The organism is Candidatus Pseudothioglobus sp. uisw_142 (assembly GCF_059512465.1).
Window position 1 is genome coordinate 1,682,447 of record NZ_CM183452.1, and the last position, 13,218, is coordinate 1,695,664.

General features: G+C 38.2%; 17 protein-coding genes. 6 read left to right on the forward strand and 11 right to left on the reverse strand.

Features of this window, described 5'->3' with window-relative positions:
* Window positions 1-45: 45 nt before the first annotated feature.
* Complete coding sequence (topA, locus tag AC5YGB_RS08605; protein ID WP_496137271.1) at window positions 46-2,400, reverse strand: type I DNA topoisomerase; 2,355 nt, start codon at window positions 2,398-2,400, stop codon at window positions 46-48.
* Between the two features lie 8 nt (window positions 2,401-2,408).
* On the reverse strand, window positions 2,409-2,897 hold the full coding sequence (locus AC5YGB_RS08610) for a Smg family protein (protein ID WP_020023672.1): 489 nt from the start codon (window positions 2,895-2,897) through the stop codon (window positions 2,409-2,411).
* A gap of 304 nt (window positions 2,898-3,201) precedes the next feature.
* Here AC5YGB_RS08610 and rpmH point away from each other — a divergent pair, with 304 nt between their 5' ends.
* The 6 genes from rpmH to AC5YGB_RS08640 are packed head-to-tail and all read left to right on the forward strand — an operon-like array spanning window position 3,202 to window position 6,416.
* Window positions 3,202-3,336 carry a 50S ribosomal protein L34 gene (gene rpmH / locus AC5YGB_RS08615; RefSeq protein WP_082344989.1) on the forward strand — a complete coding sequence of 45 codons (135 nt, stop codon included), beginning with the start codon at window positions 3,202-3,204 and terminating at the stop codon, window positions 3,334-3,336.
* A gap of 4 nt (window positions 3,337-3,340) precedes the next feature.
* Complete coding sequence (rnpA, locus tag AC5YGB_RS08620) at window positions 3,341-3,694, forward strand: ribonuclease P protein component (protein WP_020026413.1); 354 nt, start codon at window positions 3,341-3,343, stop codon at window positions 3,692-3,694.
* Entirely contained in the window at window positions 3,691-3,906 is a 216-nt protein-coding gene (yidD, locus tag AC5YGB_RS08625) for a membrane protein insertion efficiency factor YidD (protein ID WP_020023674.1), read from the forward strand. The genes rnpA and yidD overlap by 4 nt, the downstream gene beginning before the upstream one ends.
* 20 nt (window positions 3,907-3,926) lie before the next feature.
* Window positions 3,927-5,570: a membrane protein insertase YidC gene (yidC, locus tag AC5YGB_RS08630; protein WP_065353111.1), complete on the forward strand. Its 1,644-nt coding sequence runs from the start codon at window positions 3,927-3,929 to the stop codon at window positions 5,568-5,570.
* Between the two features lie 10 nt (window positions 5,571-5,580).
* A complete protein-coding gene (locus AC5YGB_RS08635; RefSeq protein ID WP_496137272.1) occupies window positions 5,581-6,114 on the forward strand; it encodes an HAD hydrolase family protein in 534 nt (177 codons plus the stop codon).
* Window positions 6,111-6,416, forward strand: a complete 306-nt coding sequence (locus AC5YGB_RS08640; RefSeq protein ID WP_496137273.1) for a methylated-DNA--[protein]-cysteine S-methyltransferase — start codon at window positions 6,111-6,113, stop codon at window positions 6,414-6,416. Before AC5YGB_RS08635 ends, AC5YGB_RS08640 begins: the two co-directional genes overlap by 4 nt.
* On the opposite strand, the gene AC5YGB_RS08645 is transcribed toward AC5YGB_RS08640, so the two are convergent.
* Genes AC5YGB_RS08645 through AC5YGB_RS08685 form a run of 9 tightly spaced genes read right to left on the reverse strand, consistent with a single transcriptional unit; the run spans window position 6,413 to window position 13,165 of the window.
* Window positions 6,413-6,829 (reverse strand): F0F1 ATP synthase subunit epsilon, encoded by a 417-nt coding sequence (locus tag AC5YGB_RS08645; protein ID WP_020023678.1) that lies wholly within the window; start codon window positions 6,827-6,829, stop codon window positions 6,413-6,415. The two genes, AC5YGB_RS08640 and AC5YGB_RS08645, sit on opposite strands and share 4 nt — an antisense overlap.
* Entirely contained in the window at window positions 6,830-8,209 is a 1,380-nt protein-coding gene (gene atpD, locus AC5YGB_RS08650; protein ID WP_496137274.1) for a F0F1 ATP synthase subunit beta, read from the reverse strand.
* A gap of 23 nt (window positions 8,210-8,232) precedes the next feature.
* Window positions 8,233-9,096 carry a F0F1 ATP synthase subunit gamma gene (gene atpG, locus AC5YGB_RS08655; protein WP_020023680.1) on the reverse strand — a complete coding sequence of 288 codons (864 nt, stop codon included), beginning with the start codon at window positions 9,094-9,096 and terminating at the stop codon, window positions 8,233-8,235.
* 6 nt (window positions 9,097-9,102) lie between these two features.
* Window positions 9,103-10,644 carry a F0F1 ATP synthase subunit alpha gene (gene atpA, locus AC5YGB_RS08660; RefSeq protein WP_496137275.1) on the reverse strand — a complete coding sequence of 514 codons (1,542 nt, stop codon included), beginning with the start codon at window positions 10,642-10,644 and terminating at the stop codon, window positions 9,103-9,105.
* A 21-nt stretch (window positions 10,645-10,665) separates the two neighbouring features.
* Complete coding sequence (locus AC5YGB_RS08665) at window positions 10,666-11,214, reverse strand: F0F1 ATP synthase subunit delta (RefSeq protein WP_065353110.1); 549 nt, start codon at window positions 11,212-11,214, stop codon at window positions 10,666-10,668.
* 9 nt (window positions 11,215-11,223) lie between these two features.
* A complete protein-coding gene (locus tag AC5YGB_RS08670; RefSeq protein ID WP_020023683.1) occupies window positions 11,224-11,694 on the reverse strand; it encodes a F0F1 ATP synthase subunit B in 471 nt (156 codons plus the stop codon).
* Between the two features lie 35 nt (window positions 11,695-11,729).
* A complete protein-coding gene (atpE, locus tag AC5YGB_RS08675; protein WP_020023684.1) occupies window positions 11,730-11,963 on the reverse strand; it encodes a F0F1 ATP synthase subunit C in 234 nt (77 codons plus the stop codon).
* Between the two features lie 36 nt (window positions 11,964-11,999).
* Window positions 12,000-12,824 carry a F0F1 ATP synthase subunit A gene (gene atpB / locus AC5YGB_RS08680; RefSeq protein WP_020023685.1) on the reverse strand — a complete coding sequence of 275 codons (825 nt, stop codon included), beginning with the start codon at window positions 12,822-12,824 and terminating at the stop codon, window positions 12,000-12,002.
* A complete protein-coding gene (locus AC5YGB_RS08685; RefSeq protein ID WP_496137276.1) occupies window positions 12,824-13,165 on the reverse strand; it encodes an ATP synthase subunit I in 342 nt (113 codons plus the stop codon). Before AC5YGB_RS08685 ends, atpB begins: the two co-directional genes overlap by 1 nt.
* Window positions 13,166-13,218: the final 53 nt, after the last annotated feature.

The window sequence follows — 13,218 nt, forward strand, 5'->3', positions numbered from 1 at the left end:
TAGCCTCGCTATGTAATGAATACAATTAAGGAATGAACTTAAAATTTAACTAGAAGCTTTTTTTTTGGCAGGCGCTTTCTTTTTAGATTTTTTTGCTTTAGCTTTTTTGGCTTTAATTTTTCCCTCTATAGCTTTTTTGCACTCCTCAAGGGATAAGTCTGCTGGCTCTTTGTCACCAAAAACTTTTTGAACAGTGACATTTTTTTGACCTTTACCTCGCTTTTTACCATTCCAAATATATGGACCAAAACGACCATTCAAAACCTGAATTTCAGAGTCTTCAAATACCTTTATTATTCTTTCAGCATCGAATTTTTCTTTTGCAGCAATAAGCTCTAATGCAGTCTCTAAAGAAACCTCTTCTGGTGAGACCTCTTTCAAAGAGACATACTTTTTTCCATATTGAATATATGGACCAAAACGTCCATAATTAGCCTTAATTACTTCACCACCATCTGTCTCTCCAACAGTTCGAGGCATTTTGAAAAGCTCTATTGCTTCATCAAGTGATATATTTTCAATGTCTTGCCCTGTTCTAAGTGAAGCAAAAGTTGGTTTTTCCTCATCATCTTGAGTGCCAATCTGAGCATAAGCACCATATCGACCGAATCGCACACTTACTGGCTTACCAGAAACTGGATCTTCTCCTAAGTCCCTCTTTCCATGGGTTTCATCTCGCGAAATATCCTTAGCAAGCTCTATTTGCTCATGAAAGGGTTCATAAAAATTTCGAATTACGCCTGCCCATGGCTTGGATTCTTCAGCAATAAGGTCAAAGTCACTTTCAAGATTAGCTGTAAACTCATACCCAATAATATTTCTAAAGTTTTTAACCAAAAAATCAACTAAGAGGTAGGCTACATTTGTTGGGAATAACTTATTTTTTTCAGCTCCTGTATTCTCAGTTTGCGTCAATTGTGAGATAACACCATCTGCAATTTCTATCATTTGGTACTCTCGTTGAGCACCTTCTCTAGTATCTTTGACAACATAATTTCTATCTTGAACTGTTGTAATCATTGTTGCAAATGTAGACGGTCTTCCAATCCCCATTTGCTCAATCTCTTTAACTAATGAGGCTTCAGTGTATCTTGGTTTTGCTCTAGAGAATGACTCTCTAGAACTCATATCCATGAGAGTGAGCTCATCACCCTTAGACACCTCAGGCAACAATTTATCTTCAGCAGCAATGTAATCATAAACCTCAAGAAATCCAGCAAAAGAGAGAATCTCACCATCTGCAATAAAGTTTTCACTTCTTTCCGAGATACTAATATTGATTTTAGTTTTTTGTAACTGGGCATCACTCATTTGAGATGCCAATGTCCGCTTATAAATTAAAGAATACAATTTTGCTGACTGATCATCTAAACCCAAAATAGTTGGCTTAGTTAGATCCGTTGGTCTGATTGCTTCATGCGCCTCTTGAGCACCAGTGGAACTTGTCTTATATCTTCTGGCCAGATGAAAATCCCTGCCATATTTAGAAATAATTTCATCTTGGGCCGCTGAAATTGCCACTTCAGATAAATTTAACGAGTCAGTTCTCATGTATGTGATTGCGCCTTCACGATATAAGTTTTGCGCAATTGACATAGTCTGCTTGACAGAAAATCCAAGCTTTTGAGATGCCTCTTGTTGTAATGTAGAAGTAATAAATGGCGCTTTAGGTGACCTTTTAGAAGGCTTAGTATCAATAGACTCAACAATTAACGTTGACTTCAAAAGAGCCTCTGCAAAAGCAAGCGCCTCTTCCCTGGAGTCAAAGTCTTTGCCTAGCTTTACCTCAAGGCTTTGACTAGCCTTGTTTACAAGGTTTGCTTTAACTTTATAAGTGCTAACAGGAGAGTGTGCAGAGATTTCACGTTCACGCTCAACCACCAATCTCACAACTGGAGACTGAACTCTACCAGCAGAGCGTGCTCCAGAAATTTTACGCCATAGCACTGGTGAGATTTCAAAGCCAACAAGTCTGTCAATAATGCGCCTGGCTTGCTGCGCATTAACAAGATCAGTATTTATTGTTCTTGGGTTGCTAATTGCATCGGTAATAGCACCCTTGGTTATCTCATGAAAAACAATCCTTGGAGTATCCTCAGCTAAGGAAAGCGCTTGTTGCAAATGCCATGCAATGGCCTCTCCCTCTCTGTCCTCATCAGTTGCAAGATAAATTTTCTCAGCAGTCTTAGCGGATTTTTTAAGATCAGCAACTACTTTTTTCTTATCCGCACTGATAGCGTAGGTTGGCTGGAAGTCATTCTCTATATTGACACCCATATCTTTCTTTGGCATGTCTCGAATATGACCTATGCTTGACTTAACAACATAGTCTGCGCCTAAGAACTTTTCAATTGTTTTTGCTTTCGCCGGTGATTCGACAATAACAAGATTTTTTGACATAAGAAGACCTACTGAAGGGTAGGGTTATCATCATAAAACACAATAGATTCAATCCATTGTGACGGAACAGCAGATTCAGCACTATTTCCGATAACCATCATAACCACCCATTTCAAGTCATCAATACTTAATTTGGAGTCCTCTAGGGACATTACTTGATCAATAACTATTTCTCTTTGGCTCGCATTGAGTTGGCCCATATTTTCCATAAACATTATGAATCCTCTGGCTCTAGAATCTAGTTTTGTTTTTTCTAGATCATTGTAGATTCTCATGGAATTATGCACTGTATTAAAACTTGCAATTTTTCCATCCTGAAGTGCGGCAATATTCTCAAGCCAAACTAAAGCTTTTTCAATTCGATCCGAATCAAATCCTGCCTCAGAAAGATGAGTTTTTAATAGATCATCATCCAACTCTTGCGTCGAGTCTTGCTCAGCCGACTCAAACAAAAAATCAAACATAAAGGTGAGCACATCAAGAATATTATTAGTCATAAGGCCTCATCGAATTTACAGATATTTACTTAATAATTATTTTAAGACCCAATATTAGAAACTTAAAGGTGTCTTTCTTTTGGTATTACTTGTGGGCAACAATCCCTTTTTTCAACCTCTATACAAGTTATAAAGTGTATACAAAATTTAAGTAACTAATTATTTGTTACCTTTCATTATCCACATCTTTACAAAGAGTGGGCTTAATCTAGCTACGAATAGCAAAGAAACTCTTATTTATCAGGCTTACTGAATCAAATCAAGTATGGTAAAATTGCAAACTTTTTGTTGGCATACATAGATTATGAAAAGAACTTTCCAGCCCAGCGTACTAAAACGCAAACGTAATCATGGCTTTAGAGCCAGAATGAAAACTCGATCAGGACGTGCCATATTAAGTGCACGAAGAAAAAAAGGGCGTAAGCGCTTAGCAGCATAAATAAATGTCCAGCTCGCTCGCTCATAGTGTGCGTATTACAAATGCAAAAGAGTTCGCTCACGTTTTCAAAAAAGGCTTTCACTCCCAAAGTAAGTTCTGGAAAATAGTTGCTAATGACTCTGGTAATGGTTTCTCAAGACTGGGCCTTGCCATATCCAAAAAAGAATATAAAAGGGCTGTTGACAGAAACCTATTTAAACGTCTTGCTCGTGAAACTTTTAGAAAAAATCAAGATAATTTAGACCACCTAGACTTTGTTGTAATGGCTAAAAAATCTAAGTCTAAAAACAATAGTGAATTAACCTTAGATTTGATTACTCTTATGAAAAATGCTAAAACGAAGGCAAAAACTCAATGAAATATTTGCTTCTACCTCTTATTAAGATTTATCAATGGCTAGTTAGTCCTATTCTAGGAAATAATTGTCGTCATATTCCAACATGCTCTGAATATACGTTTGATGCTATCAAATATCATGGTGCGATAAAAGGTGTGGCTCTTGGAGCAAAAAGAATAAGTAAATGCCATCCATGGTCTGAAGCTAGCTTTGACCCAGTCCCAAAAAAATAATTTAAAAAATTTAATACTCTATGAATACTCAAAAACTCTTTCTCTTTATAGCAATTTTTTTAACAGTCTTTCTTCTTTGGGACAAGTGGGAGCTCACTCAATCGACTGATGCAAATGGTAATGTAATATCCCAAACTCAACTGATTGATAATAGCTCATTAAGCGAAAAGACTGATATTCCTCTTGCAAGTGACGTTCCTGTTGCTGAGGTTTCAATATCTGATGACTCAACTCCATCAGTAAGCGAGTCAAATATTAATAGTGCGTATACAACTGTTGTTACAGATCTTTTAACAGTTCAAATTTCCCATAAGGGTGGAACAATAATTAGTGCCTACCTAAATGAATATCCAAACTCTCTAAACTCTGAAGACAAATTTCAGTTGCTTAGCAACTCTCCAGACAATATTTTTCATGCGCAGAGTGGATTAATTCCAGCAGAGCAAATGCCTACTCATCAAGATGAATATTTCTCTGAAAGGCAAGATTATTTCTTACAAGGCGGCAATGAATTAGTTGTCCCGCTAAAGTGGACAGGAAGCAATGGTCTTAGTGTTACTAAAAACTTCCGCTTCAAACCAAACAGCTACATTGTTGAAGTAGACTATGAGATTAGTAATAATAGCTCTTCTGATCAAGTAGTAAGTAGCTATACACAACTAGCTCATGGTACTCCTCAAAAATCTGGTAGTTTCATGATGGGCATGCAAAACTTTAATGGTGGTGCAGTCTACAACGATGAGGAAATTTTTGAAAAAATTGACTTTGAGGACTTTGATTCTACCCCTAAAATGGTATCAGTTGGTGGATGGGCTGCTATGATTCAGCACTACTTTTTTACTGCCTGGATTCCCAATGAAAAAGAAAAGCATACCTTCTCAACCAAATCAAGCAGAAATAACTATTTACTAACAACAGTAAACCCAGGTGTAAGTATTGCCGCAGGCACTACTACCAATATTGGGAAAAACCAACTCTATATTGGCCCTAAAGAACATGTTCGACTTGAACAGTTAGCTCCAGGCCTTGACAAGACTGTTGACTATGGCTTTCTATTTATAGTTGCTAAGCCTTTATCAGTTTTCTTGCACTGGATCTATAGTTTTGTTCAAAACTGGGCTATTTCAATAATTCTAGTTACTTTAGCTATAAAACTTGCTTTCTATAAGCTTTCGGAGAAATCATTTCGCTCGATGGCAGGAATGAAAAAACTTGCGCCAAGACTTCAAAAAATCAAAGAAACATATGAGGGTGATAAACAGAAAATTGGCAAAAAGACAATGGAGCTATACAGAACAGAAAAAATCAATCCTGCTGCGGGTTGTCTACCAATCCTAGTTCAAATCCCTGTATTTATATCAATTTACTGGGTCCTTATTGAAATGGTGGAGCTCCGCCAAACACCATTCTTGTACTTGCCAGATTTAGCGGCTAAAGATCCTTTCTTTATCTTGCCACTTATTATGGGCGCGTCAATGTGGTTCCAGCAAAGGCTTAATCCGCCTCCTGCAGATCCAATCCAGGCAAGAATAATGCAGATGCTTCCGGTTGTATTTACTGTTTTCTTCCTTTGGTTCCCTTCAGGACTTGTATTATATTGGGTTACCAATAACGTGCTGTCAATTGCACAACAAGTATATATCAATAAAAAAATTAATGGATAACTACTAATTTATGAATGGTAATAAAAAAGCTAGCAGTATTGCCAAGAACATCAAACTATTAATCTTAGATGTAGATGGGGTTCTAACTGATGGGGGGATATATTTTGATGACACTGGCACTGAACATAAAAAATTTGATTCACAAGATGGTTGTGGGATCAAGTTATTAGAATTATCTGGCGTTGAAGTTGCAATCATTACTGCAAGAAGTACCAAGTCTGTTGCTCATAGGCTAAACACCCTTGGTATCAAAAATTATTATCATGGGATTAAAGATAAAGGCGTTGCTTTAAAAGAACTATCAGACAAACTATCTATCGATCTCAATGAGTCAGCCTTTGTAGGAGATGATGTCATCGACCTGCCAGCTATGTCAAAAGTTGCTTTACCTATTGCTGTTGCAAATGCTCACTCTTTTGTAAAAGAAAATGCATTGATGGTCACAGAAAAGGCTGGAGGCTCTGGAGCTGTTAGAGAGGTTTGTGATTTTTTATTAAAATCACAAAATAAATATGATGACCTAATGCAATCATTTTTAAAATGACTCTATTTCAATCAGAATGTTATAAAGCACTCGAAAAAGTTCCGCCTGGTAAAGTGATTTCATACGCTGGTCTTGCGGAGATGATAGGAAGACCAAAAGCTCATCGAGCTGTTGGAAGCGCAATGAATAAAAACCCTTTTGCGCCTAAAGTACCTTGTCACAGAGTGGTGAATTCGAATGGAGAAATAGGTGGTTTTGCAGATGATATTAACGTGAAAATAAAACGCCTTCATAAAGAAGGCGTTGAAGTACTAGATAATAAGATTGTTAACTTTAAGTCTATTTTATTTAGCGAGTCTTAACGCTTTTTACTTCTCATCTTGGTGATCATTTGAAGCTGAGCCATTGCATCTGCCAATGCAGCTTGAGTAGTTGTTACATCCTGATCGCCTTGAGAATTAGACATAGCTTCTTCAGCTCTTTGTTTTGCCTCAAGTGCTTTGGACTCATCTAAATCATTTGCACGAATAGCAGTGTCAGAGAAGATTGTAACCGTACCAGGCTGAACCTCAATAATCCCTCCTGAGACAAAGATTGACTCCATGCCACTCTCTGTTTCAACCCTCACCTCACCAGGTTTGAGCGTGCTAATTAGTGGAACATGCATTGGATAAACACCAATCTCGCCCATTGAAGCTGGCGCAAAAACACACTTCGCCTCTCCTGAGTATATTTCCTCAGTTGCACTAACTACATCAACATGTATTACTGACATTTATGCTGTCTCCGATGCCTTTTCTTTAACTTCTTGAATAGAGCCTGTCATATAAAAAGCTTGCTCAGGAATAGCATCATGCTCTCCATCTAAGATAGCTTTAAATCCAGAAATCGTATCCTTTAATGAAACATACTTACCCGGTGAACCGGTAAAGACTTCTGCAACAAAGAAAGGCTGTGAAAGGAATTTTTGAATCTTACGGGCACGAGATACAGTCTGCTTATCTTCTTCAGATAACTCATCCATACCAAGGATAGCAATAATATCTTTCAGCTCCTTGTAACGCTGAAGAACACCTTGCACTCCACGCGCAACATCATAGTGCTCTTGACCAACAATTAAGGGGTCAAGTTGACGTGAAGTTGAATCAAGAGGATCTACCGCTGGATAAATACCTAGCTCTGCGACTTGACGAGATAGAACTACCGTCGCATCCAAGTGAGCAAATGTTGTAGCTGGAGATGGATCTGTTAAGTCATCCGCAGGAACATATACTGCTTGAATAGAGGTAATAGAGCCTGTTTTTGTAGAAGTAATCCTTTCTTGAAGGGCACCCATTTCTGAAGCAAGTGTTGGCTGATAACCAACCGCAGAAGGCATACGTCCTAACAGGGCTGAAACTTCAGTTCCTGCAAGAGTATATCTATAAATATTATCAATAAATAGCAAAACGTCGCGACCTTCATCACGAAAATATTCAGCCATCGTGAGGCCAGTTAAAGCAACACGAAGTCTATTTCCTGGAGGCTCATTCATCTGACCATAGACTAACGATACTTTATCTAGTACGTTTGAATCTTTCATCTCATGATAGAAATCATTACCTTCACGCGTTCGCTCACCAACGCCAGCAAATACAGAATATCCTGAGTGCTCAATCGCAATGTTACGAATAAGCTCCATCATGTTAACTGTTTTACCTACACCAGCACCGCCAAACAATCCAACTTTTCCACCTTTTGCAAAAGGGCAAACTAAATCAATCACTTTAATACCTGTTTCTAGTAATTCAGTAGCAGGTGCTAATTCATCATATGCAGGGGCTGAGCGGTGAATTTCCCAATCTGCTTCTTGACCAATTTCACCAGCATTATCAATTGGCTCACCAAGTACATTCATAATACGACCAAGAGTTTTTGTGCCAACAGGGACGGTAATAGATTTGCCAGTATTAGTCACTTCTAAACCTCGCTGGAGTCCTTCAGAACCTCCCATTGCAATAGCTCTAACGACATTATCGCCAAGCTGTTGCTGAACCTCTAAAGTAAGGTTCGCTTTAGTAACATGAAGTGCGTTATATACCTTAGGTATTGCGTCAGATGGAAATTCGACATCGATAACAGCGCCAATAATTTGTGTAATTTTGCCTATACTCATTTGCTTTTCCTTATTTTAAATCTTTAAACAGCCGCAGCGCCCGCTACAATCTCAGAAATTTCCTGAGTAATAGCAGCCTGTCTTGCCTTGTTATAAATCAATTGAAGATCGTTAATCATATCTCCAGCATTTTCTGTAGCACTATGCATTGCTATCATTCTTGAAGATTGCTCACAAGCAATATTTTCTACAATTCCTTGATAAACTAACGCTTCAATATAACGAACCAATAATGCGCTTAGCGCACTCTCTGCATCTGGCTCATAAATATAGTCCCAGTAGTGGTCCATACTTTCTTCTTCAGTAACCTCCATTGGAACAATTTGCTTAACAGTCGGAACTTGTGACATAGTGCTTGCAAATCTATTGTAAGCAATCATAATCTGGTCAATCTCACCAGCATCATAGCGGTCCAACATTACCTTAATTGCACCTAAAAGGTCATCAAAATGAGGCGTATCCCCTAAATCCGTGAGTACAGAGTTAATTGTTAATCCAGTATTCTTGAAGAATGAGGTAGCTTTTTTACCAATTGTACAAAGCTCAACATCAACCTTATCTGATTGCCAAGCCGCGATATCTTTTAGAAGACTTCTAAATAGATTTGTATTAAGGCCTCCACACAAACCTCTATCACTTGAAATTATAATAATTCCAACACGCTTATTTTCTTCAGAAGCAGTCATGTAAGGGTGCTTGAACTCTGAATTTGCATGGGTTAAGTGACCAATAACATTAAGGATTTTTTCAGAGTATGGTCTAGATGCAAGCATTCTATCTTGTGCCTTCTTCATCTTAGATGCTGCAACCATTTCCATAGCCGAAGTAATCTTCTGAGTATTTTTAATACTCGCTATTTGGGTCCTAATTTCCTTGCCTACTGCCATCTCTGTCTACCAAGTATTATTTGCTTTAAAGTCATCAATAGCAGCCTGAAGTTTTGCCGCAATATCATCATTGTAGTCACCAGACTCGTTAATAGAATCCATCAAATCTTTTTGACTTGTGTTCATATATGCCAAAAGTGCCGCCTCGAATGCCACAACTTTATTTGCCTCAACATCATCAAGTGCTCCTGAGTTAGCAGCAAAAAGTGAAGTTGCAGTTTCAGCAACATTTAATGGTGAGTATTGTGCTTGTTTCATTAGCTCTGTTACACGGATTCCTCGATCAATCTGTGCTTTAGTCTCAGCATCTAGATCAGATGCAAACTGAGCAAAAGCGGCCAATTCACGATACTGTGCTAGGTCAAGACGAATACTACCTCCTAGCTTTTTAACAGCTTTAGTTTGTGCTGCACCGCCCACTCTTGATACTGAAAGACCGGCATTAATCGCAGGGCGAATACCTGAGTTGAATAAATCTGTCTCTAAGAAGATTTGACCATCAGTAATTGAAATTACATTTGTTGGAACAAAAGCTGATACGTCACCAGCTTGAGTTTCAATGATAGGAAGAGCAGTCAAAGAACCCGTTTTACCTTTAACTTCTCCATTTGTTACCTTTTCAACATAATCAGCGTTAACTCTTGAAGCTCTCTCGAGTAAACGTGAGTGAAGATAGAATACATCACCTGGATACGCTTCACGTCCTGGTGGTCTCTTCAGAAGAAGTGAAACCTGACGATAAGCCCAGGCCTGCTTTGTTAAGTCATCATAAACAATTAACGCATCCTCTCCACGTTCCATGAAATATTCACCCATCGCACAACCAGCGTAAGGAGCAATATACTGAAGCGCTGCAGAGTCAGAAGCTGAAGCAGATACAATAATTGTATGGGCTAAAGCGCCATGCTCTTCAAGCTTACGAACAACAGCAGCAATTGATGATGCTTTTTGTCCAATCGCAACGTAAATACACTTAACACCTGTATCTTTTTGATTGATAATCGCATCAATAGCTACAGCAGTTTTTCCAGTTTGACGGTCACCAATAATTAGTTCACGCTGACCACGACCAATTGGAACCATTGCATCAATAGCTTTAATACCAGTTTGGATAGGTTGATCAACTGACTGCCTGTCAATTACTCCAGGAGCAACAACCTCAATTGGTCGGCTTGCACTAGCTTTAATTTCACCCTTGCCCTCTAAATCTTCTCCAAGAGGATTAACAACTCGTCCAAGAAGTTCATTTCCCACTGGGACTTCCATGATACGGTTTGTACACTTCACAGTGTCGCCTTCTGAAATATGAAGATAGTTACCTAGTACAACTGCACCAACCGAATCTTGCTCTAAGTTAAGCGCCAAACCAAAAGTATTTCCAGGGAACTCTAGCATCTCTCCAAACTGAGCATCGGCTAAGCCATGAATACGAACAATTCCATCACTCACACTAATTACTGTGCCCTCTGTTCGGGCTTCTGCTGAAAAATCAAAGCCCTCTATTTCTTTTTTAATTAAATCACTGATTTCAGAAGCGTTTAATTGCATACCAAACCTCTCTTTATAAAATTAATTTACAGACAAAGAGACGCTTAGAGCATCTACTTTTGCCTTAACTGAAGTATCAATTACCTTATCGCCTTCCTTGATAATGACACCACCTTTAAGGGTCAAATCAATTTCAGTTTCAACTGATACGGTTGTTTTGTGTTTATTTGTCAAATCTTCTACTATTGCATTTTGTTCTGCTTCACTTAACTCAAAAGCACTAATTACTTTGAAATTTTTGCTCTTGTTAGAATTAGATACAGCAGCCTCAAAAGCATTCGATATACTACTAATTGCAGCTGAACGATCATTATTAAGAATCAAATTAATAAAGGCAGTTTCTTGCTTGCTGAGATCTTTTGAAGTTACTCTTCCAACTAAAGTAGAAATCAAATCAAATTTTTGATCCTTACTTTTACTAGGAGATGCAATAAAAGCTTTTGTATTAGCATCGGCCATGACCAAAGTGGTAGCTGACAAAAGCTGACTCCATTCTGTGACAGAATTATTTTGCACAGCAATTTCAAAAATCGCTTGAGCGTATGGCTTTGCAATTGTTGATAATTCCATCTTACCTACCTATAGTGATTGAGAAAGCTTTGAAAGCATATCTTTGTGCGTTTTAGAGTCAACTTCTTTATCCAAGACTGAATTTACACCTTGCATAACCAAAGTTGAAACTTGGTCTTTAAGCTCATTACGTGCTTTCACAACCTCTTGGTCAAGTTCAGATTTAGCATGTGCCTTAATCTTATCAGCCTCTTCAGATGCTGTACCCTTTGCGTTATCTATCATCACACTAGCTTGCTTGTCAGCATTTGCAATAATTTCAGCTGCCTGAGTTTTCGAGCTTTCGATTAAATCTTCTGCATTTTTCTGGGCTAAAGCATGCTCTTCTTTTCCAAGCTCTGCTGCCTTAAGTCCATCTTCGATCGCTTTTTTTCGAGCTGCCATAGCCTCAACTAATGGAGGCCAAACAAACTTCATGCAAAACCAGACAAACATGGCAAACATAATTGTTTGCCCAATTAGCGTAAGGTTAATATTCATAACTTAATACCCTTGTTCATTGAAAAGAATACGATTTATCCTGCAACCGCAAACAAGATATACATTGATATACCAACTGCGATCATTGGTACCGCATCAACAAGCCCCATTACGATAAACATTTGAGTTCTTAGCATTGGAATTAATTCCGGCTGACGTGCAGCACCCTCGATAAATCTAGCACCAAGAATACCAATACCGACAGCAGCACCAAGTGCGCCAAGACCCATAAGAATAGATCCTGCTAAAAATAATATACTTTGTTCCATTTTTTGCTCCTACTTATTAAAACTATTTAAAAAAAATTAATGCTCTTTTTGGTGTGCCATATCCATATATACAATTACTAGGGTCATGAAAATAAACGCCTGAAGTAATACAATTAAGATATGAAAAATAGCCCACGGTAAAGACAGGCTCCACTGAATCCAGAATGGCAACAGTGCAATTAGAATAAAGATCATCTCGCCTGCATACATGTTTCCAAATAAACGCAATGCAAGTGAGACTGGCTTTGCCAGCAAATTCACTCCTTCTAAAAATAAGTTAGCAGGCAACATCCATTTTCCAAAAGGATGAAGTGTTAGCTCGCCCACAAATCCGCCTAATCCTTTCTCTTTAACACTGTAATAAAGGATTAATATAAATATGCCAATTGACATTCCAAATGTAGCATTAGGATCTGTTGTTGGAACCACCTTCAAATAATCAACGCCCATTGCATGGAATAGTGACGGCAACCAATCGACAGGAACTAGGTCCATTGTATTCATTAAGACAATCCATACAAATGTAGTCAGCGCAAGTGGCGCAACCATAGGATTTTTACCGTTGAAAGAGCCACGAACATTTTCGTCAATGAAGTCGACGATACTTTCAACAAAATTTTGAAACCCACTGGGTGCATCAATAGATGCTTTTTTTGCAGCTCTAGCAAAAAAGAATAAAAAAAGCGCTCCTAAAATAAAAGAAACTCCAAGGGTATCAACATGAACAGCCATGAAGCCCATTTCTTTAGCTTCTGCAGCACTATGAGCAAAACCCCAATGACCATCAGGGAATTTTCCGTAAGTTAAATTTTGAAGATGGTGCTTAATATAAGCGCCAGATGTTAATTCACCACTTGCCATTATTTTTGCCTTAACCTATCTAATATAAAACCTACTTGACCAACTACCATACTCAAACAAAGAGCAGCAGGATCAAGCTCTAAAAAACTAAGCCCCACTAAAGCTAAAAGAATTAAAGAGAGCGTCCTAACAACACTACTATTTATTGCCATCCTAAAGCTTTTTTGCGCATCTACGTCAACTAACGCTTCTTGTTTATCTGTATACCAATTAAAAATTAAAGTATTGCTTAAACTAATTGCGGCTCCATAAAAAGCAGCAAAAGCAAATCCATTAATGGCATAAAAAATAACAACTAAAGCGAGGAGAGAGTACTGAATAAGTGAGTTTGCTGATTTCACTTGCTTCTGACCACCCTGACTGTGCACAAACGCAATATTATACAATTTAATGT